This is a genomic window from Streptomyces canus, from assembly GCF_030816965.1.
Taxonomy (GTDB): Bacteria; Actinomycetota; Actinomycetes; order Streptomycetales; family Streptomycetaceae; genus Streptomyces; species Streptomyces canus_E.
Genome location: NZ_JAUSYQ010000002.1, coordinates 1235010 through 1259575 on the forward strand (window position 1 = coordinate 1235010; position 24566 = coordinate 1259575).

43 protein-coding genes are annotated in these 24566 nt (G+C 68.7%); 10 read left to right on the plus strand and 33 right to left on the minus strand.

Translation table 11 applies throughout. The features are described 5' to 3' along the window. From QF027_RS06650 to QF027_RS06710, 13 genes are all read right to left on the minus strand, one after another. Entirely contained in the window at nucleotides 1-210 is a 210-nt protein-coding gene (locus tag QF027_RS06650) for a hypothetical protein (protein ID WP_307073326.1), read from the minus strand. Further along, nucleotides 210-440 (minus strand): hypothetical protein, encoded by a 231-nt coding sequence (locus tag QF027_RS06655; RefSeq protein ID WP_307073328.1) that lies wholly within the window; start codon nucleotides 438-440, stop codon nucleotides 210-212. Before QF027_RS06655 ends, QF027_RS06650 begins: the two co-directional genes overlap by 1 nt. Then, complete coding sequence (locus tag QF027_RS06660; protein ID WP_307073330.1) at nucleotides 437-886, minus strand: hypothetical protein; 450 nt, start codon at nucleotides 884-886, stop codon at nucleotides 437-439. Before QF027_RS06660 ends, QF027_RS06655 begins: the two co-directional genes overlap by 4 nt. After that, on the minus strand, nucleotides 883-1254 hold the full coding sequence (locus QF027_RS06665; RefSeq protein ID WP_307073331.1) for a hypothetical protein: 372 nt from the start codon (nucleotides 1252-1254) through the stop codon (nucleotides 883-885). The genes QF027_RS06660 and QF027_RS06665 overlap by 4 nt, the downstream gene beginning before the upstream one ends. Nucleotides 1255-1333: 79 nt before the next feature. Then, nucleotides 1334-1663, minus strand: coding sequence for a hypothetical protein (locus QF027_RS06670; protein ID WP_307073332.1), 330 nt, complete (start codon nucleotides 1661-1663; stop codon nucleotides 1334-1336). Continuing rightward, nucleotides 1663-2109 (minus strand): hypothetical protein, encoded by a 447-nt coding sequence (locus tag QF027_RS06675; protein ID WP_307073334.1) that lies wholly within the window; start codon nucleotides 2107-2109, stop codon nucleotides 1663-1665. Before QF027_RS06675 ends, QF027_RS06670 begins: the two co-directional genes overlap by 1 nt. Before the next feature lies 1 nt (nucleotide 2110). Beyond that, nucleotides 2111-2554 carry a hypothetical protein gene (locus QF027_RS06680; RefSeq protein WP_307073336.1) on the minus strand — a complete coding sequence of 148 codons (444 nt, stop codon included), beginning with the start codon at nucleotides 2552-2554 and terminating at the stop codon, nucleotides 2111-2113. Nucleotides 2555-2619: 65 nt separating this feature from the next. After that, a complete protein-coding gene (locus QF027_RS06685) occupies nucleotides 2620-3534 on the minus strand; it encodes a phage major capsid protein (protein WP_307073338.1) in 915 nt (304 codons plus the stop codon). A 135-nt stretch (nucleotides 3535-3669) separates the two neighbouring features. After that, nucleotides 3670-4386 carry a phage scaffolding protein gene (locus QF027_RS06690; RefSeq protein WP_307073340.1) on the minus strand — a complete coding sequence of 239 codons (717 nt, stop codon included), beginning with the start codon at nucleotides 4384-4386 and terminating at the stop codon, nucleotides 3670-3672. A 51-nt stretch (nucleotides 4387-4437) separates the two neighbouring features. Further along, complete coding sequence (locus QF027_RS06695) at nucleotides 4438-5451, minus strand: hypothetical protein (protein ID WP_307073342.1); 1014 nt, start codon at nucleotides 5449-5451, stop codon at nucleotides 4438-4440. Continuing rightward, a complete protein-coding gene (locus tag QF027_RS06700) occupies nucleotides 5451-6992 on the minus strand; it encodes a phage portal protein (protein ID WP_307073344.1) in 1542 nt (513 codons plus the stop codon). Before QF027_RS06700 ends, QF027_RS06695 begins: the two co-directional genes overlap by 1 nt. 99 nt (nucleotides 6993-7091) lie before the next feature. After that, nucleotides 7092-8642, minus strand: coding sequence for a hypothetical protein (locus tag QF027_RS06705; protein WP_307073345.1), 1551 nt, complete (start codon nucleotides 8640-8642; stop codon nucleotides 7092-7094). A gap of 1 nt (nucleotide 8643) precedes the next feature. Continuing rightward, nucleotides 8644-9273 carry a hypothetical protein gene (locus QF027_RS06710; RefSeq protein ID WP_307073347.1) on the minus strand — a complete coding sequence of 210 codons (630 nt, stop codon included), beginning with the start codon at nucleotides 9271-9273 and terminating at the stop codon, nucleotides 8644-8646. 84 nt (nucleotides 9274-9357) lie between these two features. On the opposite strand from QF027_RS06710, the gene QF027_RS06715 reads away from it, so the two are divergent. Both QF027_RS06715 and QF027_RS06720 read left to right on the plus strand, forming a co-directional pair. Next, nucleotides 9358-9555, plus strand: coding sequence for a DUF7218 family protein (locus tag QF027_RS06715; RefSeq protein ID WP_307073349.1), 198 nt, complete (start codon nucleotides 9358-9360; stop codon nucleotides 9553-9555). Between the two features lie 222 nt (nucleotides 9556-9777). Then, the gene (locus tag QF027_RS06720) at nucleotides 9778-9903 is read left to right on the plus strand and encodes a hypothetical protein (protein ID WP_307073351.1); all 126 of its coding nucleotides are present in this window, start codon (nucleotides 9778-9780) and stop codon (nucleotides 9901-9903) included. A 58-nt stretch (nucleotides 9904-9961) separates the two neighbouring features. Here the strand turns inward: QF027_RS06720 and QF027_RS06725 are convergent, their stop codons facing one another. The 3 genes from QF027_RS06725 to QF027_RS06735 form a co-directional block, all read right to left on the minus strand. Then, a complete protein-coding gene (locus tag QF027_RS06725) occupies nucleotides 9962-10153 on the minus strand; it encodes a hypothetical protein (protein WP_307073353.1) in 192 nt (63 codons plus the stop codon). Nucleotides 10154-10280: 127 nt separating this feature from the next. Then, entirely contained in the window at nucleotides 10281-10472 is a 192-nt protein-coding gene (locus QF027_RS06730) for a hypothetical protein (protein WP_307073355.1), read from the minus strand. Between the two features lie 73 nt (nucleotides 10473-10545). Next, nucleotides 10546-10866 carry a hypothetical protein gene (locus QF027_RS06735; RefSeq protein ID WP_307073357.1) on the minus strand — a complete coding sequence of 107 codons (321 nt, stop codon included), beginning with the start codon at nucleotides 10864-10866 and terminating at the stop codon, nucleotides 10546-10548. 87 nt (nucleotides 10867-10953) lie between these two features. Here QF027_RS06735 and QF027_RS06740 point away from each other — a divergent pair, with 87 nt between their 5' ends. Together QF027_RS06740 and QF027_RS06745 are read left to right on the plus strand one after the other, a co-directional pair. Further along, nucleotides 10954-11244: a sigma-70 family RNA polymerase sigma factor gene (locus QF027_RS06740; RefSeq protein ID WP_307073359.1), complete on the plus strand. Its 291-nt coding sequence runs from the start codon at nucleotides 10954-10956 to the stop codon at nucleotides 11242-11244. A gap of 48 nt (nucleotides 11245-11292) precedes the next feature. After that, nucleotides 11293-11487 (plus strand): hypothetical protein, encoded by a 195-nt coding sequence (locus QF027_RS06745; RefSeq protein ID WP_307073361.1) that lies wholly within the window; start codon nucleotides 11293-11295, stop codon nucleotides 11485-11487. Between the two features lie 12 nt (nucleotides 11488-11499). On the opposite strand, the gene QF027_RS06750 is transcribed toward QF027_RS06745, so the two are convergent. The 17 genes from QF027_RS06750 to QF027_RS06830 all read right to left on the minus strand — a co-directional run bounded on the left by QF027_RS06750 (nucleotide 11500) and on the right by QF027_RS06830 (nucleotide 20746). Further along, nucleotides 11500-11688, minus strand: a complete 189-nt coding sequence (locus tag QF027_RS06750) for a hypothetical protein (protein WP_307073362.1) — start codon at nucleotides 11686-11688, stop codon at nucleotides 11500-11502. A gap of 26 nt (nucleotides 11689-11714) precedes the next feature. Beyond that, entirely contained in the window at nucleotides 11715-11963 is a 249-nt protein-coding gene (locus QF027_RS06755; protein ID WP_307073365.1) for a hypothetical protein, read from the minus strand. 9 nt (nucleotides 11964-11972) lie between these two features. Beyond that, nucleotides 11973-12497, minus strand: a complete 525-nt coding sequence (locus tag QF027_RS06760) for a DUF6197 family protein (RefSeq protein WP_307073367.1) — start codon at nucleotides 12495-12497, stop codon at nucleotides 11973-11975. Between the two features lie 88 nt (nucleotides 12498-12585). Then, nucleotides 12586-12759, minus strand: coding sequence for a hypothetical protein (locus QF027_RS06765; protein WP_307073369.1), 174 nt, complete (start codon nucleotides 12757-12759; stop codon nucleotides 12586-12588). Nucleotides 12760-12796: 37 nt separating this feature from the next. Beyond that, the gene (locus QF027_RS06770; RefSeq protein WP_307073371.1) at nucleotides 12797-12979 is read right to left on the minus strand and encodes a hypothetical protein; all 183 of its coding nucleotides are present in this window, start codon (nucleotides 12977-12979) and stop codon (nucleotides 12797-12799) included. Nucleotides 12980-13020: 41 nt separating this feature from the next. After that, nucleotides 13021-13407, minus strand: a complete 387-nt coding sequence (locus QF027_RS06775) for a hypothetical protein (protein ID WP_307073373.1) — start codon at nucleotides 13405-13407, stop codon at nucleotides 13021-13023. Nucleotides 13408-13630: 223 nt separating this feature from the next. Further along, nucleotides 13631-15901, minus strand: a complete 2271-nt coding sequence (locus QF027_RS06780) for a hypothetical protein (RefSeq protein WP_307073375.1) — start codon at nucleotides 15899-15901, stop codon at nucleotides 13631-13633. A gap of 56 nt (nucleotides 15902-15957) precedes the next feature. After that, a complete protein-coding gene (locus QF027_RS06785) occupies nucleotides 15958-16539 on the minus strand; it encodes a hypothetical protein (protein WP_307073377.1) in 582 nt (193 codons plus the stop codon). Nucleotides 16540-16560: 21 nt separating this feature from the next. Next, on the minus strand, nucleotides 16561-17832 hold the full coding sequence (locus tag QF027_RS06790; protein WP_307073378.1) for a hypothetical protein: 1272 nt from the start codon (nucleotides 17830-17832) through the stop codon (nucleotides 16561-16563). Between the two features lie 72 nt (nucleotides 17833-17904). Beyond that, nucleotides 17905-18096 carry a hypothetical protein gene (locus QF027_RS06795; RefSeq protein WP_307073380.1) on the minus strand — a complete coding sequence of 64 codons (192 nt, stop codon included), beginning with the start codon at nucleotides 18094-18096 and terminating at the stop codon, nucleotides 17905-17907. 538 nt (nucleotides 18097-18634) lie between these two features. Then, nucleotides 18635-18835 (minus strand): hypothetical protein, encoded by a 201-nt coding sequence (locus QF027_RS06800; RefSeq protein WP_307073382.1) that lies wholly within the window; start codon nucleotides 18833-18835, stop codon nucleotides 18635-18637. Between the two features lie 252 nt (nucleotides 18836-19087). Next, nucleotides 19088-19318, minus strand: coding sequence for a hypothetical protein (locus QF027_RS06805; protein ID WP_307073383.1), 231 nt, complete (start codon nucleotides 19316-19318; stop codon nucleotides 19088-19090). A 53-nt stretch (nucleotides 19319-19371) separates the two neighbouring features. Further along, a complete protein-coding gene (locus tag QF027_RS06810) occupies nucleotides 19372-19602 on the minus strand; it encodes a hypothetical protein (RefSeq protein ID WP_307073384.1) in 231 nt (76 codons plus the stop codon). A 178-nt stretch (nucleotides 19603-19780) separates the two neighbouring features. Beyond that, the gene (locus QF027_RS06815; RefSeq protein WP_307073388.1) at nucleotides 19781-19951 is read right to left on the minus strand and encodes a hypothetical protein; all 171 of its coding nucleotides are present in this window, start codon (nucleotides 19949-19951) and stop codon (nucleotides 19781-19783) included. Further along, the gene (locus QF027_RS06820; protein ID WP_307073390.1) at nucleotides 19948-20196 is read right to left on the minus strand and encodes a hypothetical protein; all 249 of its coding nucleotides are present in this window, start codon (nucleotides 20194-20196) and stop codon (nucleotides 19948-19950) included. Before QF027_RS06820 ends, QF027_RS06815 begins: the two co-directional genes overlap by 4 nt. Continuing rightward, on the minus strand, nucleotides 20196-20525 hold the full coding sequence (locus QF027_RS06825) for a hypothetical protein (protein WP_307073392.1): 330 nt from the start codon (nucleotides 20523-20525) through the stop codon (nucleotides 20196-20198). The genes QF027_RS06820 and QF027_RS06825 overlap by 1 nt, the downstream gene beginning before the upstream one ends. After that, complete coding sequence (locus QF027_RS06830) at nucleotides 20525-20746, minus strand: helix-turn-helix domain-containing protein (protein ID WP_307073394.1); 222 nt, start codon at nucleotides 20744-20746, stop codon at nucleotides 20525-20527. Before QF027_RS06830 ends, QF027_RS06825 begins: the two co-directional genes overlap by 1 nt. A gap of 189 nt (nucleotides 20747-20935) precedes the next feature. Between QF027_RS06830 and QF027_RS06835 the strand changes: the two genes are divergently transcribed. The 6 genes from QF027_RS06835 to QF027_RS06860 all read left to right on the plus strand — a co-directional run bounded on the left by QF027_RS06835 (nucleotide 20936) and on the right by QF027_RS06860 (nucleotide 24500). Further along, nucleotides 20936-21472 carry a UTRA domain-containing protein gene (locus QF027_RS06835; protein WP_307073396.1) on the plus strand — a complete coding sequence of 179 codons (537 nt, stop codon included), beginning with the start codon at nucleotides 20936-20938 and terminating at the stop codon, nucleotides 21470-21472. Nucleotide 21473: 1 nt separating this feature from the next. After that, a complete protein-coding gene (locus QF027_RS06840; protein ID WP_307073398.1) occupies nucleotides 21474-22235 on the plus strand; it encodes a GntR family transcriptional regulator in 762 nt (253 codons plus the stop codon). A gap of 143 nt (nucleotides 22236-22378) precedes the next feature. Beyond that, a complete protein-coding gene (locus tag QF027_RS06845) occupies nucleotides 22379-22948 on the plus strand; it encodes a GntR family transcriptional regulator (protein ID WP_307073400.1) in 570 nt (189 codons plus the stop codon). Between the two features lie 176 nt (nucleotides 22949-23124). Further along, nucleotides 23125-23586: a DUF6907 domain-containing protein gene (locus QF027_RS06850; protein ID WP_373432404.1), complete on the plus strand. Its 462-nt coding sequence runs from the start codon at nucleotides 23125-23127 to the stop codon at nucleotides 23584-23586. A gap of 69 nt (nucleotides 23587-23655) precedes the next feature. After that, complete coding sequence (locus tag QF027_RS06855; protein WP_307073404.1) at nucleotides 23656-24072, plus strand: NUDIX domain-containing protein; 417 nt, start codon at nucleotides 23656-23658, stop codon at nucleotides 24070-24072. A 248-nt stretch (nucleotides 24073-24320) separates the two neighbouring features. Then, nucleotides 24321-24500 (plus strand): hypothetical protein, encoded by a 180-nt coding sequence (locus tag QF027_RS06860; protein WP_307073406.1) that lies wholly within the window; start codon nucleotides 24321-24323, stop codon nucleotides 24498-24500. The last annotated feature ends 66 nt before the right edge of the window (nucleotides 24501-24566 follow it).

Here is a 24566-nt window from a genome sequence, read left to right on the forward strand (position 1 = left end):
TCAGCTCTCCTTGGTGGTGCCGGGCTTCTTCGGCGCGACGGCCGCGGGCTGCGGTGCGGGCTCTGGAGCGGCCGGGGCTGCGGTCCCGGGTGGGACGTCCTGGTCGGCGTCCCCCTCGACAAGGAGGCCCTGCCGCTGCAGGTCGAGGTACTCGGCGTCGTCGACCTCGAACTCCAGGTCGGGTCGGAAGGTCGTGCGGACGGTCGGCATCAGGGGTAGTCCTCTCGGCGAAGTGGAAAGTGGTGGTGGGAGAACTGCGGGTGATGCCGCAGCTCGATGGTCTGCTCGGGCGGAATGGACCGCGGGCAGTCGATGATGCGGATGTCACCGGTGAGGAGGAACTCCAGTTCGCCTCGGGAGTTGTGGACGATGACTCGCCCGTTCCAGGTGAGGAGGTCCCCGCCGAGCCCGGCGTCTTGGATGGCGTACCGCCCGCTCATGACGGAACCTCCGTCCATGCGATGACCAGGCCGGGGATCGAGTAGTGGGCGTAGGAGGAGGCGTCGTCGTGGACACGGCGGGCGTCGCCAGTGGTGTATGCGGACAGCACCTGCGCCTGCGGGTAACCGGAGGGGAGGGTGACCCGTTGCGGGATCGCCGGGTGGTCGTAGCAGGCTGCCTGAATTGCGGCGGCCAGCATCGCGGCCTTGTTCCACGGCGGCTTCTGCGACTGCGGGTTGACGGCCCAGCAGTCCACGCCCATCACCGGGTCCCGCAGCGGCACGTAGGCGTTGGGGGTGCCGCCGGCCACGGTGAGGGTGCAGAACCCGGATGCGGCCCAGGTGGTGTTGTCCTTGGGCAGCATGGTCGCGACGCGGTCGCCTATCACGGTCTTCAGCCAGGCGGTGGCGACGAGTTCGGGGGTGGCCCGCAGTTGGAGGCTCATGCCGTCCTCCGCTGGAACAGAGCCGGGCGAAGGTACGGCATGGGCGGCGTGCCGGGGTGGTTGACGCGGGCCACCGGGTGATCCGCCCCGGGCCAGTAGAGCGCCTTCTTGTTCCGCGGCGTGATGACGTGCGGTGCCGTCCCGAGTTCCACGTCTGTCGCGTAGTTGCAGTCGAGGGAGCCGACCCGCAAGACCTTGTCGTGGCACTCGGAGCGGAGGGAGTCGTGGAGGCGGCCGGACTGCTTGTGGACGTAGTCGCGGGCGTCGCCGAGGATGGCGTCGCCGATGACGTCCTGCATCCAGTCGCTGATCGCCGCATCAACGTGTGTGCGTGCTGAGGGGTCGATCCGCACACCGGATCGCGCCATGGCCGCCTCCTCTCCGAAGGTGGGTTGTGCTCGATGACCGCCCGGTCTCCCCGGGCATGTGGCCCTGTTCGGTTGTTGGTCAGGTGGTGCGCCGCAGGTCGAGGCGGCGGTCCACCTCGAATGCGGGGTTCGCCATGCCGGACACGGCGTCGACGATGTAGACGGCGCCAGTCCGCTCGTCACGCACCCGGTCCTGATCGGTGACGTCCGTGCCGGCGGCCACGCGGGCGACGGCGTAGCGGACGATGCGCGGCGTCGGGTCGTCGCGGGTGGTGACCCGGCGGGACTGCTCGGTCAAGCTCGCGGGGATCCCGGTGAGGTGCGGGGTGTCCGTGTCGGCCTCGTCGCCGTACCCGTCAGTCGTCGTGCCCCGCAGGATGCTGACAGTGGTCGTCGCGATGGCCTGCATCACACACCCCCGTGGTACGGCGCCCACACCAGCGAATCGTCCGCGGCATCCGACAGCGCGTTACCGACAAGCGGGCCCGCACCCTCGACCGCCGAGCGGATGTGCACCGTCCTCGACCGCATCCACGACACCCGCCGCAGTGCGCGGGCAGCCATGGGTGCGAGGACCAGGCCGTCGCCCTGCAGCGTGGTGGAGACCTGGTCCTGCTGGATCTGCGTGGCATCCAGCCGCGTCTCCAGCCCGAACTGGCCCGCCAACCACGCGGCTTGACGGGCGACGGCCCGGCCCAGCCAGTAGAGATCCCGAGCCCGGATCCGAGGCGTGTCGTCCCAGATCCGGTTGGTGAAGATCTCGATGTCCGACTGGGCCTGGGCAAGCTGCTGGTCCGTCACCGTGACGCCCGTGGCGGTGATGACGTCCTGTGCGCTCGCCCAGGCGTTGACCATGTCAGCCCTCGGCCTTGCTGCTGCTGGTGTCCTGGCCGTCGGCTTCGATGACGTCGCGGGGCGTGGTGGTGTCCTCGGCCTTGTCGTCGATGCTCGACGGGACCGTTTCTACGGAATAGGTCAGCACCAGGGACTTGCCGTCGGGGTGCTCCTCCTGACCGTCGAAGGAGACGTCGCCGCGCGGGTGCAGGCCGCGCTGGATCGCCTCGCCGACGAGGGCGGCCCGGTTCGCCTCGTGCTGGTAGTCCTCGCCGGTCCAGGTGTCGGCGCGGACGACGAACTCCTTCACGTGCCGCGTGCCCTTGCTGCCGTCCGGGGAACGCTCGTCGACCTCGACGTCCGGGGCGCCGGCCTTCGCGGGGAACTGCCGCTGCCGCAGCTGCTCCTCGGTCTGGTTCGGCTTGTCGGCCGTGGTCTTGCTGCTGGTGGTCTTCCTCGCTGTCATGGCTCACCTCCCTGCTGGCCGCCGTACCGCCCGGAGCCACGGGCGGTACGGGGTTTGGGGGTGGGTCAGCCGACAAGGATGCTGGCGCCGCCCGGGTGGCCGTAGGCCCAGCCGCGGCGGGCGCGCATCTTGAGGATCGACTCGTCCGTCAGGGCGCTGAGGCCGTCGCGTCCGTCGATGAACACGGACTCGGGGCCGGAGCGGATACCGAGGAGCATGAGCTCCGGGTTGACGAACGCCATGATCGGCCGCCCGGTCGGGGACGGCGTGGCGGTCGCGGAGATCTTCGCGCCGAGGGACCAGCGGACCGGGACGTTGAAGATGGTGTCGGGCGTGCCCTGACCGTTCTCGTTGAAGATCGGGCGGGACTGGCCGTCGACGACGCCGCGAAGGCTCTTGCGGAACGCGGGGTGCGCGATCGCGACCATGCTGCTCGGGTCGAAGTAGTCGCCGCCCTCGACGTTGCCCATCGCGGTGGAGAACTCGCCGTAGGTCGGGGCGCCCGAGGCGGCGGCGGTGGTGATGTTCGTGCCGCCGGTGTAGGAGAGCGTGGCGTCGGTGGTGTTCAGTAGCTGGTAGAGGCTGGTGAAGGGGACCGTGGTGCCGTTGGACGCGGCGGACACGGCGAGGGACGCGTTGTCGATCATCTTGGCGTAGGACTTGCCCCAGCCGATCATCTTCGCCTCGATGACGTTGGCCACCGAGTCGTCGATGTCTTCCTCGGCGATCCGCGCGGCCTTGCCGAACTTGATCGCGCTGAGGAGTACTTCGTCGTTGAGGGAGGTGTCCTCGCCATACGCGCCGCCCTTGGCGACGACGTCGACGCCCATCCCGGCTGTCCTCGGGACGTGCTTGGTGTCGGATCCCATGGGGATGCGGGCCGCGAGGGACTCGACGGCGGACACCTGGAGCATGGACTGGATGACGCGGCTGGAGTCCCACTCTTCAGGAATCCACGCCTCAAGCGTGTTGCGTGCCACTGGGCCCTCCTGCGGGCGCGTGATGGGGAGACGAGTTGGGGCTCGGGCCCCATCACGGGCGCCTTCGCAATCAAGGGCGGTGGGCTGCTCCGATCACCGAAGCAATTCACCTGGTGATGAATATACCTGTGGTCGTCAAGCCCTGCCCAGGATCCGGGCCGCATGCTTCTCCGCAGTGGACTTCGGCTTCTCCACCGCGGCAGGCTTCGGCGCACCCGTCGGCCGCACCTTCGGCTTCGGCTTGTCCTGCGGCAGCAGCTCCGGGTAGTCGCCCTTGATCCGGTCGACCTCCGCCTCGACACCGAGGAGGTCACCGCCGTCGTCGACCGACACGGCATCCCAGTCGATGAGCTTCAGCAGCCGGTCCGGGGTCGCGAACCCGGCCTCGGCGAGCGCCGCCCGCACCCCGGCCTTCTTCATCGGCTCCCGGAACCGCTTCTCGCCCTCCTCGCGGGCCTCACGCAGGGCCTTCTCGTGCTCGGTCTCGTCACCGCGCGCCTTCTCCTCGAGCTCCTTGTTGCGGAGCCGGTGCCGCTTGGCGTCGTCGTTGGCCTTCTTCAATGCGGCCTGCGTGCGCGCCCACTCGTCCCTCGACGGCGGCTTGAAGTCCTCGGGCTCGTCGGTCTTCTTCGCCGGGGGCTTCGGCTTCGGCGTCTCGTCGGGCTCCGGCTCGGCGTCCGTGTCCGGCTCCGCCTCGGGCTCCTCGTCGGGGACTTCGACGTCCGGGTCGTCGTCCGTCTCCGCGCCACCGGCGATGACGTGGATCGGCCGGCCGTCGGCGCGGTAGCCGAGGATGGTGCCGGGCGGGAGGCTGATGCCTTCGGCCTGCTCGACGTTGGGGTGGATGCCCATGGTGTTCTCCCATCACGGGGTTTGGCGGCGGCCCGTCACGGGCGCCGGGGTTTATGCGGCCGTCGCGAACTGGCCGGTGCGGAGCGCTGTACGGGCGCGGGCTTCAACAGCGGGCAGCAGGTCGGGTTCGGTGCGCAGGAGCTCCCGCACGGCACGCAGCCTGGCGGCCCGGGATTCGGAGGGGCGCGCCACGCCGTAGGCGAGAGACCGGTGCGCCTCCCGCCGCAAAGCGAGAGGGAACGGGACCCCGTCCGCCGTCCACGCCTCGCGCCAGGGGACGGTGCGGCAGCGGCAGTGACCGTGAAGCGGCGGCCCGTCAACGGCGGGCGCCGAAGTGCGACGCTGCCGGGGGTCCCAGGACAGGCCGCCCGGGAACGGCTCACCGACAGGGGCGGAACGGCCCGTGTAGGCGAGGCAGCGAACGCACGCGTCCGCCTCGGACACCCACAGCCGCACTCCCCTCACCGCGCGGGTAACTGTGTCCAAGCCCTCGTTGACGGCCGTACCCACAACCCAGGCGATGTGTCCGCGGGTCGCGGAGACAGCTGCGCGGCCAGCGGCCAGCCCGGTCAGGAGGTGCGTCCACCGCGTCACACGGTCCGGATGCAGGAGAAACAGGGCACGGTCCCGGCGCTGCACGACCACGTCGACGAGGCGGCGAGCCTCACCACGCAGAGCGCGGCCGGGCGTCAGCTTCGGTGCCGGCCGACGTCGGCCGGATGCGGCGCGCGCGAACTCGATGCCCTGCCGGGCGCCGAGGGTGAGAGCTTCGGCCAGCGCGCCTTCCAGGGCTGCGGTGGCGCGGGGGGCGAGGGCGTCGAGGATGCGGCGGATCGCGGCACGGGCGGCGGCGATGATGCGGCGCAGCAGGTCACCCGCGGTTGCCGCCTGGTCGGGGCCGCCGAATGTGTGCGTCCATGCGGCCAGGGTGCGGCGGATCAGTTCCGCGAACAGGGTGTCGCTGTCACCGACGGCCGCGACCCCGATGCGCTTCTCGAGGTCGATGACCTGCCGGGTGTGCTCGTCCTGGACGAGGCGGAACAGGTCGTCGCTGCTGTACGGCATCAACTGTCCTCCTGCGCCTGCGCGAGCGCCTCAAGGTCGTCGATCGCACCGGACATGAGCGCGCTCACCTGATCGCTGGTGATGACGCCGAGGGCCTGGGCTGCGCCGAGCTTCTGCGCACTGTCGGCCAGGGCGGCGAGGACATCGACGCGGCGCTGAAGTTCCGCATCATCGGTGCCCGTGAGCCAGGCGTCGACCTGCTCGGCCCGATATCCGGCCTCCATCAACGCCTGACGGCGCGGGACTCCGGCCCTGATTTTCGCTTCGACGGTCTGCCAGCCCTGCGCGTCGGTGACGGATCGGGCGGGCACCCAGTCGACGGTGACGACCGGGTCGTCGATGCCGAGGCGGCGCAGGGCGAACACGAATGCGGCGTGGGCTTCGGCGCCGTAGCCGGTCTGCCGGTCTTCGATCTTGCTGATGAAGGGGCTGTCTTCCTCCTGGAAGGAGACCCCGGATCGCTGGCTGGACGACTGCGGGTCGAACATGCGCAGCGGGGTGTCGGTGATCTGCGCCATCGCACGGACGTTGAAGTTGATGGGGTTGAGGAACACTTCGGGGTTCGCTGCGTCGAACTGCCCGACGGACTTGTAGCCGCGCAGCAGCCACATCTCACCCGGCCCGGCCTTCAACGAGCTGTCGTCACCGGTATCAGACGGGCCCGCGCCGTTGTCGTTGCGCGGCCAGTCATCGTCGTCGAAGTCGCCCGGCTCCAGGTCGGACGTGTCCGTGGTGGCGGTCTCGGTGAGTGCGTACCGCTGGGGGGCGCCCTGGTAGTCGACCGTGCCCATGTGGGTGGCCTGCAGCTTCGTGATGGCGTTCTGCGGGCCGTAGGCCCCGAAGTGCTCGGGGACGCCGTAAGGCCGGTCGGTGCGGAAGTGGAAGACGGGCTGCTCACCCCAGTCGTGGTCGATCAGCCACGACTCGGGATCGTCTTCGACGGCGGGCCAGTGCAGCCAGTCGGCAGCCTTCTCCCCGGTGGAGTTCTGGCTGGTGGTCCAGCGTTCGGTGCGGTCGTCGTAGTACAACTCGGCCCGCAGGAACGGCCCGTCACGCCACTTCTTGATCGTGAACGCTTTGCGGCGCGGATTCTCCTCGTCGTAGATCACGCGCACGGTCTGCGGCGAGTTGTAGAACATCTCAACCCGCAGCACATTCCCCTGCTCGTCCTCAACGGGCAGGACCATCAGGTAGGCGTCGCCGTACTCGCCCGCCCGCCGGAACAGGTTCTTCATCTCCAAATTGAGCTGGTTGTCCTGCCAGATCTGAGAGATGAGGAGGTTCGTCGCCTCGTCGGGGCTGGTGATGGCCGCGATCTTCAGCCGGTTCGTGACCGCGTTGACCGGGGTTTTCGCAAAGTTGAGGTCGAAGTCGATGTTGTGGGCGGCGAGGGCGCGGCGCAGGCGGACGCTGGTGAAGACCTCGGGGACCTTGCCGTCGTAGTAGGTCTGCGCCTGGTCGTAGCGGGGGCGAGCGTCGGTGAGTTCCTCGATGCCGTACATGAGGTCGGCGCGGGGGTCGACGTTCACGTCGTCTTCCAATGCGACCTCCCAGCCGTGACCTTTGAATCGAAGGATAGCGCCACTATCCAACAACTGGATGTGCCCCCACGAGGGTGATGCGGCCGATGGATCGCAGGATCAGACGTAGCTGGCACGCGACGCACTCGGCGAGCCCTTCTTCTTCACCGCCGGAATAAACCGCCGCACAGCCGACCCGACCGCATCGACCATGTCGTCATTCGGGCCCTTCGGGAACGTGCACTGCTGCTGCTCCAACTCCGGCAGCTTCCGCGCATGCAGCACCCGGCCACGCTGATAGTGGTTCAACACGCCCTCAGCGCGCGTGAACTTCGGCTCGTTCTGCGACACCGGCTTCACCTTCACCGGCATGTGATGCAGCACCGACTGCCACGTGTCGTGCCCCTGGTTCACCTCGATCATGATCAGACCGATCCGCGGGAACTCGTCCAGGATCGCCAGCACCCGATCCCGCAGCTGCGGGCCCGGCGTCAGCTTCACCGCCCACGCCGCATGCACCGTGCACCGCTGCTTCTGCGCCGACCACGACACCACGGCCAGCCCGGTGAAGTCGGACGACTTCTTCGCGGTCACCGCAGGGTCGATGGACAGCATCATGTGCGTCACAGGGTCCAAGCCCTCGTCCGGCAGCGGGTAACGGAAGTCCTCTGGCTTCCACAGCGCCCCGTCTGCTGCCAGCGGGTCATTGGCCATATTCTTCGCATACGACCTCGTGTGCCTGATCTCGACCAAGTAGGCCGTGGGCCACTTGGCCGGCCACATCGACCGTTCCGTGCCGTCCGCGCGCTGCACGATGGGCAGGCTGTGGTGGGCCCGGATGCCCTCTTCGCGGATCCACGCCTCAGCGTGTACGCCCTTCGCGGCTTTGACGAGCTGGTGGATGATGCTGCCCGGCATGGTGACGGTCCCGCAGATCACGACGCGGGCGTAGATGTTCAGCGGGAGGATCGCATCCACCAGCGTGGTCAGCCGCTTCGCCGCAAGGTCGGCGCTGTAGCTGGATTCGTCCGGCTCGATGTCGTCGAGGAGTAGCAGGTCGGGCCGCTTCTCCTCCACCTTCATGCCGAGGGAGCTGGAGTCGATGCCGCGGGCCGCGAAGATGAACCCGCTCTTGGAGACGTACATGTTCTGGGTGTCCGCAACACTCGCCCCTGACGGGCGCTTGGCGGGCGCGCACAGGTCGGGGAAGTCGCGGCGCAGCAGCGCGTTGTTGTCGATCTCCCGCTTGAACGTCGAAAGGTGCGTCTCGGCCTGCGTCGCCGAGGCGGCGAACGCTGCGGCGAACTGGATGTGCCCGTGCGCAGCCGCCCACATCGGCAGCAGCAGGAACCACCATGTGCTCTTGCCGGTGTTCCGCGGCGCGATGTAGGCATCACGTTCCTCCGCGGGCCCGGACGGAGGGCGAATCCAGCGACGGCCGGCGCGGCTCCAGTCGAGGTGTGCGTCGCCGAAGGTGATGTTCCCTTCGGAGTCCTTGAGGTGGTGGCGAAGGTAGGTGAGGGCGAACAGCAGGGGGTCGAGGCGGGTGAGGGTGCGCCGGCCTTCGGGGTCGGCGAGGAGCCGCGCGTCGAATTGGGCGAGGTAGGCGTGCAGGTTGAAGGTTTCGGCGTCGAGGCCCTCGAGATAGCCGGTGCGGGTTGCGGTAGTCATGTCAGGCCTCGCGGCCGGCGCGAATCTCCTGCTCCTCGGCTGCCGTCTTGGCCTTGGCCTCGCGGAGCATCTCCTGGAGTTCGAGGTCCTGCTGGGTGACTTCGTGGACGGTGGCGTCGATCTTTGCGGGCTGGTCCAGGCCGTGCAGCTTGCGGTAAGACTCCCTCACCCGCAGAGCGAGTTGGATGGCCTGCATCTTCGGGCCGTCGTCAAGGAGCGGCTCTTCCTCCTGGGTCTCCGGGTTGAGCCACATGATGACTTTGCCGTGGGAGACGGTGACGTGGTCACGTTGGAGGACTGCGAGGGCTTCGGCGTACAGGGTGTCGAGCTCGGCGGATTCGGTGCTGATGAGTTTGGTGACGGCTGGTCGGGCGACGTCGGCGATGGCTCGGCGGACGGCGGTCCAGGCTTCCTTCTTGTCGTAGTAGCCCAGTTCGTCGGCGATCTGCTTGTAGGTGTGGCCTTCGGCGCGGAGTTCGGCGGCTTGGGCGTCGCGGCGGACTCTGGCGAGGGTGCGGGTGAAGCGGCCGTTGCGTCCGTGTTCGCGGCGTCGGCTGGCGTTGGGGTCGTCGGGGGTGGCGTCGAGGATGGCGTCCTCGGGGTCTGCCGGTTCTGGCGCGCTTGTGGCCATGGTAGATGCCTCCTGAGCCCTGTTACCTTTGAATCGTAGGCCAAGACACCCTATGTGGCTTCGATTCGATCGCGAGGTGAGGGGATGGTCTCCGACCGCGGCGGACGCTGGGGCTTCGTGTATCGATCAAGGCAGGCCGTGTATCGCGCGCTGCGACGCAAGGGCGCCTCCAAGTCGAAGGCCGCGCGGATCTCGAACGCGGGCCGGACGCACGTCGAGCGCAGCACCATGTCCCGCAAGGCGGCGCGGACGCGGCAGTCGCGGGGGCGCAAGAACCGCTGAGGGCGGCGGAACACGTGAGGCCCCGGGCTTGGCGGCTCCGGGGCCTCACGCATGCGGGCGGCGGTACTATCCCGGCACCGTGCGGCGGGGGCCGCATCGCGTGTTGGGGGGTTCGTTGTGGGTGTCCGTTTGTCGGGTGGGATTGGTCCGCTCCGTGTGTCGGCGTCGCCGGGGCGTGCTACGTCCGGGTTCTTCGGCCTGTGTATCGCCGCGATGGTCGGCATGTTCCAGCTGATGTGGTGGATGCTGTACGGCTGCTACTGGATCATGCGGGTCTTGTACTGGGAGGCGCCGCGCGCTGGTTGGCGGTGGTGGCAGCGGCGGCAGGCGGCGAGCAACGGCAGTTGAGGGTGCAGCGCGAAGGCCCCGGTCCGGACGGCGGATCGGGGCCTTCGGCGCGTGCGGGTCAGCCAGCTCCGCCAGGGAACGTCGGGCGGCGCTGCTCGCCGTACAGGGTGTCGACGTAGCGGACGAACTCCTTGGCCGGGCTGAAGGTGCTGTTCCAGTCCCGTTCGAGGGCTTCGCGGATCTGCTTGGCCTCGTCGGCAGTGAACTCGATCCGGAGAGTTCCATCCTTGGTGACGGTGATGACCTGCATGAGCACTCCTATCGGGTGGGCTGTCATTCGTTGTAGGCGTCGGACGGGTCGTCGGGTTCGCCGAGTGGCGTGCAGTCGGGGCCGTGCGGGCAGCGAGAGCAGCAGCGGTCGCAGTCACAGTCCACGGCTACTCCTCGTCGGGGAGGTCCGCGCCGCCGATGCGCTGGAGGAAGTCGCCGGTGCGGATGAGCTTGCCAGCGTCGACGAGGACCGCGATCGCGCCGGAGAGGGTGCGGTAGGCGAGGGCCTTGATGGTGCGGCTGGCGGCGGCGAGCACCCGGTTGGCGATGGGGCGGCGGGTGCGGGTCGAGCGGATCATCTGGGCTTCCCCCTTGGTGCGGATGTGCGGTGGATCAGCGGGCCCGGCCGGTGGTGGCCGGGCCCTGAGCGGTCTAGAAGTTCGGGTCGCGGTGGGAGCACTTCGGGTGGTGCTCGTCGGAGACCCAGGCGAGCGTCGTGACGGGCGAGCCGCAGTCGGGGCACTCGGCGGGGAAGACGCAGATGGTGTCGAGGAACTCGGGGTCGGCGATCCGCACGATCCGGATGGGCAGTCCCTTACGGTCGGCGACGTGCCACTCGTCGATGCGAGCTCCACTGACACGCTCCCAGTCGATGACGCGCTCGGCGTCCTCGACGGTGTCGACGCCCCAGAGGGAGCCGTGGTTGTCGAAGTTGACGACGAGGGTCCAGTCGATGCCGGTCACGGTCTTCAAGGCGGTCTCCCTGCTGGTCTCCCTGGCGATGACTCCACTGTACGGGCACCCCTTACGGCATGTCAACCCACCCCTTACACTGAACCCATGACGACGCCGCCGACCCCCTTCGAGAACCTCAAACACCTCGCCGAGCAAGGCGATCCAACCCAGCGCGCCAAGACCGTCGGCGCCGCCTTGCAGGCCATCCCCGAGCTTCAGCACTGGCTGCGAGAGATCCGTCAAAGCGCTGTACAGGAGATGCGCGACGACGGCATGAGCCACGCCGAAGTCGGCAAGGAGCTCGGCCTGAGCAGGGCGCGCGCCCAACAGATCGCCGAAGGACGCACCAGCGGCAAGCGAGCCGACAAGGCCGCACCGCCCGAGCCCGACGCCTGATTCCCCGAACCCGCACCACTCCCCTACGCCGCGCGTCACACTGCCGGTATGGCGCTTCGATTCACGGTGCAGGGCGATGACGAGCGGGAGACGGCGGAGGGCTGGCAGCTGCTCCTCGACGCCGGTCTCGCACCAGCCATGCCGCCCCGACAGCTGACCGACCAGCGGTGGATGGCGCGCGCCGTACCCGCGACGAAGGCCCCGGCCGGAGACGATCCCAGCCGGGGCCCTGGCGTGTCGTAGGTCAGATTGTTGCTACCGCGCCCACGGGCGGGGCTTGTGGTCGGCGGCGGCACCGAGGATCTGACCGGCGACCTGCTGGCCGTTGTCGCCTGCTTCTTCGACGAGCCGGTCGGCGAGTTTGCTGCTGCCGGTGCCGAGGAGTCCGCCGCGCTGCAGCTGGCGGCCGGCTTCCTGGATCTGCTCGGGGGTGGGCTTGGGCATGTGGTTCTCCTCTTCGAGTGGGTGGGCTAGGCGGATGCGGGGAGGCTGGTAGGTCCGGGGCAGGCGTCGATGTGTCCGTTGGTCCAGTAGCTGATCTCGTCGATGGCCTGGTCCCAGTTCTGGATGTCGACGATGTGCAGGGTGTGCTGGTGGCCGTGGGGGCAGGTGGCGGTGAAGGCGATGGCGATGTCGACGTGGGTTCGGTTGCCGCGGATGCGGATGTGCTGGGGTTCGGTGGTGACGGCGGTTCGGGTGTGCTCGCAGATGGCGGGCATAACGGCTCCTCAGAGGTTGCGGGTGTGGGCGAGTTCGGCGGCGCGGTTCATGCAGGCGAGGACGGGTGCGGGGCTGGTCTGGGCGTCGACCCAGGACGGGATGGTTTCGGCGTCGGCGAACTCGGCCTGGATGACGTCGAGGAGGAGGATGCAGGCGTCGTCGGCGAGCCAGCGGTTGGCGCCGGCTTCGTAGCGGATGGCGCCGATGGGGCAGCGGGCCCCTTCGACGTCTGCGTCGTCGCGGAGGGCACCGCGGAGGAGGCCTCGGGTGGCGATGTAGTGGCGGGCCCGGTCGAGGAGGTCGGCGAGCGGGGTGCTGTAAGTGCTGGGCTGGGGTGCCGGGGTGAGCGGCACCGTGTCGGGGATGTCGGGGGTGGGGTCGGCGCCGGGCAGGTGGGCGGTGTTGACCTCGAAGGCGACGGCGGCCTGTTCGAGGCGGGCGTCCATCTCGACGTTGAGGAGCACGAACCGGGTGTCGAGGTCGAGTTCGGGGGCGGGGTGCGGGCTTGCCGCGATGAGGGTGGGCGTGGTCACGTAGGGGCTGCCTTCTGCGCGTATGCGCGTGGTGGGTGGATGGGGCGCCCCTGAGTGCTGGCAGGCGGGAAGGGGCGCCCCGGCTTGGCTACTGGCGCGCCTGGCGTGCGGCGCTGATCTCGGCGTCGGTGATCCCGGCGGCGTGAGCGGCAGCGATGATCCGGTCGCGCTGGCTCAGCTGGAACGCGTCGGGCTGCGACGTCTTGGCGATCAGGTTTTCGGTGTTGGCCGCGAGTGCGAGCAGTTCCCGTTTGGTCGGCATGTGCGTTTCCCTTCTTGTAGTTGTGTGGGGTTGGAGGTCAGAGGTCTTCGCCGAAGCGGACGGCCATGGTGGCGTCGAGGAGTTCGGCGGCTTCGCTGCCGTCGGTGGTGCGGGTGGCGAAGCGGGCCTGGACCTCAGCGAGGATGCGGTCGGTGGTGGCGCGGTCGCCGCGCTTCTTCGCTGCGACGTAGTCGCGGACGGACTGGTGGGTGTACGGCATGCGGACTCCTTGATCGGTTTGGGTTGTCTGGCTGGGGTGGCTTAGCGGCGGCGGGTGTGGGGGTCGCTGCTGTTGCGGACGTGCTTCTCCAGGCCGCTCATCTCGGCCTCGTCGAGGTAGCCGCGGTAGTCGTTGCCGAGGGGTGCGCCGACCTGGGGGGCGGGGCCGTCGAGGTTGCGCAGGCCGCGCGGGGGCGTGTCGTACATGGGGCCGAAGTTCTGGCACAGGGTGTGGGCGCTGTAGCCGCCGTCGGTGCACGGGTTGTTCGTGAACGGCAGGTGCCCGGTGAAAACGACCTCGCTGTACGTCTTCGAGTCCTCGTAGGGGTTGTGCTTCGTGTCGTGGGTGTTGACGTAGTAGTAGGTCTGTCCGAGGCGGAGCTGGCGGGCGAACTGGGTCGCCTGGTGGGGCTGCCAGGTCTTGGGCATGACGGGTCTCCTTTGTAAGGATTGCGATGGTTTGTTCTTGCTGCTCAGTCCTGCTCAGCGAGCAAAGGTGCAGGTCAGGGCTGCTCACGGGCCTGCTCAGACGCTGCTCAGAGCAGAGGTTGAGCAGGCCGTGAGCAGCAGGCTGAGCAGCTGCGACCTGCGGGTTCGCGGCCTGAGCAGGGCTGAGCAAGCCCTGATCAGGGGTGCATACTTCGCGCAACGGTCACAGCAGATGGCGGAGACGATCACGCTTGAAACCGCGCGGATTCTTCTCCTCGCCGATCGGACCGAGCGTGATCGGGCCGCCCGCACCCGCCTTCGCCATGAGCGCCTTGAACTCCTCGACGGTCATCTCGCTGTAGGCGTCGGGGTCGTGCTCCTGGAGCGCGGCGAGTAGGGTCTCGGTCTTCATCCGGTCGACGTCGGCCTTCACCATGACGTCCACCGAGTCCTCGACCGCGGCGCGCGCGGGCCCGTCGGTGAGCTCCACGCCCGCGGGCGGCTCGGCGCCGCACAGCCTCAGCAGCTGCTCCCAGGTGAGCAGCTCGACCGGGGCGGGCTTCTTTATGTCGCCGTCCTTGTCGTATTCGGGCTCGACGTACTCGGGCAGGTCCACGCCCTTCATCGCGTCAAGGCTGTCCTGGTCGGGGTCGAGCAGTCCGGCTTCCAGCCGCTCCTGGCCGAGCTGCCGCAGGGTCGCGGACGGCACCTCATGGATGGCGTACTCGATCGGCTCGTCGGCCATGCCGGGGACGCCCTGGATGAAGATGTGGCCGGCGTCCTTGGGGTCGGTTGCTGTGGCCGGGGACAGCCGGTGCGGCAGGTATCCCTCCTTGACGGAGCCGTCACCGAGGACCGACCTGGTGTCCTCGACCTTGCAGGGACCGACGGCCTTGAGTGCGACCATCTGGGCGATGTTCGCCCCGAGATAGGAACTCTGGCCGCCCTGCGATGCGGCCTCCACAACGATCAGCTCCTTGCGGCCGACGAGCAGCAGGTCGTTGTACAGGCGCTTCGCCAGGGTGCTGGCCTTGGGGAGTTCGTCGAAGAAGATCGTGACGGCGGGATGCTCCGGGCTGGCCTTCCACTTCTTTCCCATGCCGAGCTTGGCCCGCAGACGGGCCCGCCCCTTGGCCATGACCAGGAAGAACAGCAGGACGGCTTCGATCTGCTCGTTGGAGCGGGCGGTGATCCTGACCGCGTCACCGAGGTCTTCGAGCCCGTCGCCGAATGGGTCGAGGTCGATGGTGATGTTGTCCCGGCAGGCGGTGACACCCTCGGCGAGGGCCTGGAGGATGCCGGTCTTTCCTCCACCCGAGGCGGCGACCCACAGGCCCATGACGCCGGCCAGGGAGATCTCCAGGGGGTCGCCGCCGACGCTGGTGCCGATGCGGAACTTGTCGGTGATCGACAGGGACTTGGCGGCGCGGTAGGGCAGGCCGGGGGCGGATGCGAACGGGTCGCCCTCGACGAGGCGGAGGATGGCGCACGCCCGTCGGGCCTTGATCGGCTGGGGCCGGACGCCGTTGGTCGGAAGGTCGAACTTGGTTTCCAGGTCGCCACTCTTCGCGATGATCGCCTCGGGGGTGCCGTCGCTGACGCGGACGGTGCACTGCCAGCCCCACGGCTGCCGCTGTACGTCCGACACCTCGACGATCGGCACATTCTCGGCGCGCGCCGCGAGCAGGACGCACTCAGCGAGCTGCTGGGGCGTGCGCGCGTTCCGGATGGGGAAGGGCTTGGCGCCTTCGGCGAGCTGCTCGACGTTCATGAGCACGTTCCCGCCGACTATCGGCGCTCCCCCGGCCGGCTCCGCCTGGAACGTGGCGGGCAACATCCCTGCCGGGGTCAGGCCGAAAGGGGCCTCACCCTCCTTGCCGCGGGCGACGAACGGCCGGGAGATCACATACCAGCCCCAACTTGCCCCTGCCGCAACGAATGCAAGGATGAGCGGCTGGCCCGTGGCGGCCTGCTCGACGGCTGTACCGAGGACCGGCAGGGACATGACGCCTCCACCTGCAAGGATGGCCGCTCGCTGCGCCTTTTTGCCCTGCTGGGCAGCGTTGATCTCCCGGTCGTTCGGCGGGAGGACTGGCGTGTTGCGGAGGCTTTCGAGACGGGCTTCTTCGCTCGCGGCCTGTCCGGCGAGGGGTGCGAGGCGGCGGGCCGCACTCTGGTTTCCCTCCTCGACGTCGGCCTGCTGCTTGGCGACGTGGAAGCGTCCGCGGGCTTCGGCTGCTCGTCGCTCCTGCTGGGCGACCTGCTCGGCGTGCTTGCGCTGCTTCTTGTCGGTGGCCAGCTGGATGACGGTGACCGGGTCGAGGTCGCCGCCGGCCAGCCAGTCTTTGGTGCGGGCGGATGCGTGGCCGTGCTGCTCCTTGAGGGCGGCTTTGATGCGGTCGCCGCGGGTCTGCTCCGTCGCCTCCTTGTGTACGTCCTCGGCAACTGGCGCGGCGGGTGCGTAGTCGGGGCGGGGCGGGGTTTCGGTGGCCACTGGCCGGTCCTTCCAGGTGTCGGGGGCGGGGCCGTTCGGCCCCGCCGGGGTGGTGGCTAGCCGAGGCCGCCGAGCATGTTGCCGAGGGAGCCGACCAGGGAGTTGGTGAGCGAGGAGCCCATGGAGCCGACGATGGTTCCGGCCAGCGAGATACCGAGCAGGCCCACGAGGGTCGCGTCCATGGCCTTGATGTGGCCGCCCTTGACCTTGAAGAACACGATGATGCCGAGCACGAGGATCGCGACGATCCCAACGGCGATCGTGCCGCCGCCCGCGGTCTGCGCCTGGATCTGCTGGTAGTCGGCGGGCGTCTGGCCGGTGTTGTACGGGGCCTGCAGCTGGGCACCGGAGCCGCTGTCGTTGAAGCTGTTCGGGGTCTGCGTGCCGGTCTTGTAGGCGGCGACGGTCGCGATGTGCGCCTCGGTGGCGCGGTGGCCGTAGCCGCCCATGCCGGTGACCCGGAACGTGCGGCCGTCGGGCAGCGTCACGGGGGCGGTCACGGCCCGCTCGACGACGACGGCGTGGGTCTCGGCGGCGGCAGCCGGCGGGGCGGTCGCGGTGATGATGGCGGCGGCGCCGCCGAGGAGGGCAACGGCCGCGCTGCCCGAAACGGCGATCCGACGGAAGGTGATGCTCATGGCTTTCTCCTGAGTGGTGGGTTAGACGTCGTTCGGGCGGTCGTTCTTGGCGGCCTGCTTGGCCGTGATGGCGGCCTGCTTTCGGGCGGCGCCGACGTACTTCGGGGTGTCGCCTCGACGGCGGGTAGCGCGGGTCTTCAGGACCCGGTTCGGGCCGGGGGGCATTTGAGCAGCACGCTGCGCGTTCGTGGTCTTGCCGAGGGTGGCGACGGGGGTGCCGGTGAGGGCTGCTTCGGCACGCTTCTCGGCGGTCCGACGACCCGTGATGGACTCGATGGACTCACCCAGTTCGCAGCCCTTGATGTTGCGGTAGGCGCGCGGCCATACGGCCGGGTCGTCGGGTGCCTTGCCGAGCGCGGCACCGATCTTCACGGCCTCCGCCCACACGTCCTTGAACACGGTCTGCCGGATCTCGCGAAGCTCCTGCCGTGCCGCCTCGGCGGCCTCGTCGGAAGCCTCCTTCTCGGCGCGCTTCCGTGCTTCCTCGGCAGCCCTGTCTTTAGCCGCCTCGCGCTCCGCCTTCTCCGCGGCACGACGCTCCCGCCACGACGGCTTGCCGTCGCGCTTGAGGATGCGGCCGTGCTCGTGCAAGTCCCACATGCCGGGGCCGGCAATCGAGGCAAGCGCGGTCCCGAAGGCGGTAGCCAGGTCGTACTCGGCGAGACCGTGAATGATGTTGATGCTCGCTGCGGTCAGAGCACCGCCCCAGGCGACGAGCCGGTAGTGCCAGTGCGGGCGGCCGGCCGTGACTGCGGCTGCAGCACCGACGAGGGCAACGAGCGCGATCAGCTCGATGAACACGGGGGCGGCAAGCAGGTACTTGGCGTCCTTGTTGTAGAAGGCGGCCATCTGGACAGGCAGAGCGACCCCAGCGCAGAGACCGTAGAAGGCCACGGCGACGCGCCGCCACCGCTTGCTAGCCTTCTCAACGGCCTTGACGCTTGCCGCCTGAGCCTGCTGGCGGTCCTGGTCCTGGCGGTCGGCGTCGCGGCGGGCGCGGGCGATGTCCTCCCGCTTCTTCTCCGCCTCCTCGATCTTCGCGAGCTGCTCGGACCTCTCTCGCTGGAAACGCAGGCTGGCCCGCTCGTTGGCGAGGCGCTGCTTCTCCGCCTCCTCGACTGCCTTGATCTTCTCGGCCTCGGCCTTGCCTGCGGCTTCGATGCGGAGGGCCTCGGCTTCGGCGGCGGCTTTGGTACGGATCGCCTCCGCCTCGGCCAGGGCGACCGGGTCGAACCGGGGCTCGGGCGAGGCCAGCGACGCGCCGTTGACCTTCTTCTCGACGGAGGTGGTCACGATCGGGGTCCTTCCAGCACTAGTGGGGGTAAACGGGTGGCTTGCAAGTGGGGCGAAGGCGAGCGGGGGCCTCTACTCGACAGGGGCGCAGTTCGGGCAGGTCGGGTCGTCGCACAGTTCGATGCGTCCGCACCCGATCGCTGCAGATACCGCGTTGGCGGCCCGGGATCCCCGCTCACCGGCAACGGCCAGGCCGACCTGCTGGAGACGTCGGGCGATTACCTCTCGGGGGCTCATCTGGTCGTCCTTGCCGTAGGTGCTCATGCGGGTCAGTCCTTTCGTATGGGGGAGGTCAGGTCGTGCTGGCGGTCACCACCAGCTGAACTTCTTCGTGTTGGGCACCGGGATCCCGTTGGGTCCCATGAGGGTCGGGCAGCCGTTCACCCGGTGGTTCTCACACGGCGGGCACTCTGGCTCGGCCACCAGTCCCAGCGGGTTGCCGACGTGCAGGACGTGGGCGTGATGCCAGCACTGCGGGCACTCGCCGACCGGGCACGGTTTGGCGGGCACCGGTTCAGGCGCCCCGACAGCGGGCGCCTCGGCAAACCCACTTCATTGCGCCGTACAGCGTGCGCCGCCTCTCCAGCGGCCCGTCTGAGCCGCAGACCCAGCACACGGGCCTCTTCTCCTGAGTCATCGGTGCTCCTTCCGATCGGGGTTCGGTTGGTGTTGCTGGTCGTGCAGGACGCCGCACCGGTGATGCGCCGACCAGCCAGACCAGGGGGTGCCTCTCCCCCGCCGCCGCGGGGGAACGAACCGGCGAAGGAGAGGCGGCCGTCGGCCATCAGGCGGCTCGGGACGATCAGGACGCCCGGTCGGCCTCGGCAGACAGTCCGCTGGCCTTCGCCCGATGAGACTGGACGGAGTTGACCCGCTCAGCCGCGCGGCTGGCTCCTTCACCCGCGCCGTACAGCCCATCCAGGTGGCTGTCCCGTTCCAGGCTGGTGGCCTGCTCCTCGTGAAACTCGGCGATCTTCCGCAGCTCGTTTTCGTAGTAGCCCATTTCTTGCCTCTCTTCGATCAGCGTGGATGTGGTTGGTGCGCGCACCCGGGCCGGATCCGATCCGGCGGCATCACGCGGGGGCCGGGGCTAGGAGCCGGGCAGGGCAGGGGGATGGACCCCGCCCGGCGGGTCGGGGTGGTCAGCCGCAGGTGATGCACTTTTCGTCGCTGTCGGCGTTCCAGGTGTCGCAGTCCGAGCAGCGCCAGTTCGCGGTGCGCGCCAGTGCGGCGATCAGCCGCCGAACCCCGGCCATCACGCGGCTGCCGGGTAGTCGAAGCCGTCGAGCTCGGCCAGCAGCTCGCCGTCAGCAACGAGGCGGATCTGCCGCATGCGGGCCAGGTCGCCGCCCTTGCGGGCCTTGGCGTACTCGCCGAACAGGTCGGAGATGCTGAGCACCATCGCCTCGGCGACCGTGGTGGTGGCGCGGGCCTTCCGGCCGATGTCGGTGGCGCCGAAGTCGGCGGAGAACAGGTACGGAGACATGGGGGTGCCTTTCGAGTGGTGAACAAGGGAGATGGGGGTGATGCGGGGCGGGGTCAGTCGGTGGCGCGGGCGACCAGCGCGGCGATCACGTCCTGCGTGATCTCGGCGGGTAGCAGCCCGTTGTCGATCGCGGCGAGCGTCGCGTAGCCCTTAGCGATGCGCTCCCGCTTCTCGGCGAGGTTCTGCCGCGAGAGCGTCGGCATGCTGCTCTCGGCGCAGTTCTTCTCGTACTCGGCGGTCGCCTTCCGGAGCTGGGCGGCGGCCTCTTCCAAGTAGCGGGACATGGCTGATCTCCTCGGTTGGTCATGCCGGGATGGATGAGGTGGTGCGGGGTGGGGCACCGCGGGCGGGGACGGGGGTCGACCCGCCCGCGGTGGTCTAGGGGTTAGCCCTTGGGCCGGGACTCGCTGCGCCGGTTCGCGTCGGCGACCTTGCGGGAGAGCTCGGCGCGCTCGTCGGCGGTCACGACTGCTCACCGTTCGGAGCGACGACGAGGAAGCTGTCCGACGACAGATCCATGACGACCTCGGCGGGCTGGCCTTCCAGGCGCCGCTGCTTGGCGAACTCCTCCGCCGGCCAGCTGCCGCGCGGGGCGCCAGCCGGGAAACGCTCCAAAACCTGGCGGGCGGTCACGACACACACCCCGGGTAGGCCTCGCCCTCGCTGCACGCCTTGTAGACGTCGCGCAGCACCTTGAACTTCGCGGTACCGCCGTCCGCCTTCTCGACGGTCAGCTTGTACGTCCACTGCTTCGTCGCCGACCAGTACGTGCGGTCCCGGTCCACAACCGTCCCCGCCGGGCCCTGCGCGGGCCGGCAGGCGGTCAAGGCCAGGGCCGCGAAGGTGACGGCTACCGCGAGAAGCTTCAGGGTTCGCATCACACACCGCCGCCGATGAGGTCGAGGCGGCCGGCGTCGGCGAGGGTGGCGCGGGCCTCACGCATCACGTCCTGCCAGAACTCCAGCGAGCCAAAGTCGGCATCCGACAGCCCGTAGCGGAACAGGCGAGCCGACAGATGGGCCGTCCGGAACGCCCCGACCTCGTAGCGCGCCACAGCCGGAAGCACCTCCGGCGCGTTCAGGCGCAAGTCCAGGCGATCCACGAGCTTGGCAGCGAAATCGCTCAGCGGCTCAGTAGCAGCCGACGCCGCCGGGGACAGCGGGGCGGTGGTGGTGGGGGTGGGGAGCTGGGTGATTGCCGTGGCCATCAGGCCACCTCCTCGGAGTTGAGGGCGAGCAGTTCGTTTACGGCGCTGCTCGGGATGCGTATGGCTCCCCCACGCCGGGTCTCGCCCTCGACTCGGGGCTGCCCGTACTGGATCGACGGCAGGTACCCACTGGCAGCCCAGCGGTAGACCGTCGGCTTGGAGACCCGCAGAAGCTTTGCGGTCTCCGCCACGGTGAGCAGCTTCTGAGCCGCAGGCAGCATCTGACTCTCCAATCCAGGAGTAGGGGGTCGGTTGTGCTGACTCCTCAACTGTAGGTGCATTCTTGAGAGGTCACAACCTTCTCGCCCGCCCGAAGCGCTCTCGTAAGGTCCCCGGGCCCCGATGACGTGGGCTTATGGTGGAGAAATTGATGGACGCCTCAAGAGACGTCGCCTACTGGAGGAGCTGGAGTGACAGACGAGCGCTGGACCGGGTCTTCGAAGCCCTACATAGAGAGCGGCCACGGTGACGCGTGGGGCAAAGAAGCGGCAGGCCAGGGCCGGAAAGGCACTCAGCGAATCCTCAGGGCCGAGTCGGTACCCGCTCCGCACACAGTCGCCGAGGCGCTAGACCTCAAAGCCGGAGAACCCGTCATCCGGCGCGACCGCCTGATCCTTCTGGATGACGAACCCGTGGAACTGGCGCACTCCTACTGGCCGGCCCCAATCGCCGGAGGTACAGCCCTGGCAGAGACCGGTCGCATTCGCGGGGGCGCAGTGTCCTTGCTGGCCGAGCTCGGCTACACGCCCGGCACCGTGAACGAGGAAGTCCAGACCCGGCCACCGACGAAAGAGGAGGCGGAAGCCCTGCAACTGGCCGACAACCGCGAATGGGTACTGACCCTCACTCGCACCATCAGCACACCAAACGGGCACCCTTACGAGGTGTCCGTCATGGTCAGCCCCGGCCGCATTGGACGGCTCCACTACTCGATGAAGGTCGACTGACATGGCAGGACTCCACGAAGAAGAGAGCGTCTGGCCCGTACAGGACCAGATCGCCGCCTACCTCAGAGACGGCATCCTCAACGGCGACTTCCCCCCAGGGGAAAAATTGCCATCCAGCCGCGACCTGACCGAGATGTTCGGCGCAGCCGCACAGACGATCCGCAACGCGATCAACATGCTTGAGAAGGAAGAGCTCGCCTACACGAGGCGCGGCGCCGGTGTCTATGCGAGACAGCATCGCCAGCGAGCGATGGAGCCGGCGAGCTACAAGAACCCGCCCGGCGACGGCGGGAAGTACCAGTGGATCACGGCCGCCGAGCAGAAGGGGCTGGCAGGCAAGAGCGATCTACTCGCGGTCGAGGAAGTCGTGCCGCCCGCCGCCATTCGTGACGCCTTCGGCCTCGCTGAAGGCGAGAAGGCGCAGCTGCGCCGACAGGTGCTCTACCTGGACGACCAGCCCTGCGAGTTGGTCGAGGTCTACATTCCGCTCGACCTGGCCCGCGGTACGCCGATCGCCGAGAACCGGAAGATCCGGGGTGGCGTGGGTCGAGTCCTCCTGGAGGCCGGTCTGCCGCCGCTGCGTTGCGTGGACAAGGTGGCCGCGCGGTGGCCGACGCCAGAGCAGGCCAAGGCGTTGAGGATGCCGACCAAGCTTCCCGTGCTGCGCCAGTTCCGCGTGACGTACAGCGTGGATGACCGACCGATCCAGGCGGAGATCATGGCCAAGGCGGGGCATCTTTACGAGCTGGAGTACGAGTTCTGATACGCCCGCTCACCAGCCCCGACGCGGCAGGCGTCGGGGCTTTGTTGCGCCTGCGGGCAAACGAGAGACTTGCGAACCTCTCAATGAACCTCTTACAGTCGCTTCCGAGAGTGGCTCACGCCACACGCTCAGTTAGGAGCGGCATGCCTGAACCCGAGCGCACCGCGCTCTACCGACACTTCGACGCCAACGGCGACCTGCTCTACATCGGCATCTCTAAGGACCCCGAGGGTCGCTGGATGGCCCATCGCGGCAACCGAGAGCCGTGGATCCATCAGGCTGTTCGGCGGATCGACGAGTGGTACAACTCCCGCCCGGAGGCGCTGGCCGCCGAGACGAAGGCCATCCGAGCTGAGCGACCGCCGTTCAACGGCACTCACAACCACGACGACGCTCCGTTCGACCCGGCCTCATGGTCGGCGATAACGGATCAAGCGAAGGTTCCGGCGATCGCCGGCCTCATTCGCGCGGAGATCGCCAGCGAGCGCTGGTCGCCGGGGCAGCGTCTCCCGTCGCTACGCACCATGGGTGAGGCCGTTGGCGCGCACATGCGCATCGTCAGCCAAGCGTCCGTCCTCCTGCAGCAGGAAGGTCTGTTGGACTTCCGACCCGGGCTCGGACTCTTCGTTGCCCGACAGCCGGTCGTTCGCCACCGGGGGCAGCGCCCGAAGCTGCCCCACGACTTCTTCTACAAGCTCGGCTTCCCCGGCTAGAGAGTGTGACGTCGCTCTCTTTGCGGCTCACCCGGAAGACTGCTTGAGCATTCCGAGACCTATGTCGCTAGCGTCCTGAGAACGCGAACGGCCCGGTGCGCTAACACCGGGCCAGTTCAACCAGCGGATGCCAGTCCGCTGATCTTCAACCCGTCCCTCGCCAGAGAGAAGGTCTCATGACCACTGTAGCCGCCGAGTGTAACGTTGCACGTTCGGCCGACTCCCTCGCCCCTGCGACCCCGGTCACGCCGCGTCTGGTGCCCGCGAGGATTGGCCGGCCGGGTCGCGTTCAGACGGTCCACGTCCCGTGCCCGGCGTGGTGCGTGCTGGACCACCTGGACGAACGGCAGGTGGCGGTCGAGGACATCAGCCATCGCGGCGCTCCCGACCACGCGCAGGTGTCGACGATGACCGACGACTTCTACTCGGCGTTCGAGGTGTACACGCAGGTGTATTCGGACCCGGCGAACGAGGACCCGAGGATGCGGGTCGCGGCGATCGTTGTGACGGACGGCTCCCGGGACGCCTACCAGACCCCGGACATGGCGGACGAGACGGCGGATGAGCTCATCGCGTTCGCGATGCGGCTGAAGGAAGCGGCGGGCATCGCGCGGCTGGCGAACCAGACTGCCGCCTGACGCACACGATGAAGCGCCCCGACCGCTCTGCCGGTTGGGGCGCTTCGCTGTCTCCGAGATGATGCCCGCATGACCCCCTCCCCCATCGCTGGCGCGGTGATCGCCCACGCGGGCCGTGTCCTGCTGATCCGCCGCGCCTCCCCCGAGGGCGCCCTCCTCTGGTCGTTCCCGTCGGGCAAGGTCGAGCCGGGCGAGACCGCGAGCGAGGCGGCGGCTCGGGAGGCCGGGGAGGAGGCGGGGGTGATCGTGGCGCCGATGGTGGTGCTGGGCGAGCGGGTGCATCCGGCGACGGGCCGGCGGGTGGTGTACGTCGCCTGCCGGCTGCTCGGTGGTGACGCCCACGCGGCAAGTCCGCGGGAGGTTGCGGAGGTGGCGTGGGTGCGGGCCGGCGAGATCCCGGAGCTGGTGCCGGGCGGGCTCTTCAGGCCCGTGCAGGCGTACCTGGACGGGGTCCTGTCATCGAAAGTTGCCCCACCGATCGTCTAAAGCGCAGGTCCAGGGCGTAGAAGCTGTTGCGGGTCTTGCCGAAAGTTGGTGCCCGTGCGGCTTGCGGGGTTGATGGGACTCAACTCCCGGCGCGCTGACCTGCGGTTCTTCCAACCGTGCGTGTGATCTAGAGGTTTCAATCGACACCCACTCCGCTAGCGTCTCCTGGAGACAGCAGGAAGCCCCGGCTTCGCTCGCGAGGTGAAAGGCCGGGGCTGCCTGAATGCAGATCACGAGATTGGATCTCCATGACCATTTCCAAGCCTAACCCTCCTCCTCTCCCGCCGGATACCGGTCCGCCGATGGGCTGGCCTGAGGCGGTGGTCACGCTCGTGGTGGTGGCGGCTTTGGTGGTGCTGATCATCGCGGGTGTGTTGCCGGCGACAGCGCTGACGTTGGCGCTGCCGATACCGGTCTCGCGGAGGTAGCCGCACAACAGAGCGCCCTGGTCCGCCATCCGAACCAGGGCGCTTCCGCGTTCAGCCGAGGTAGAT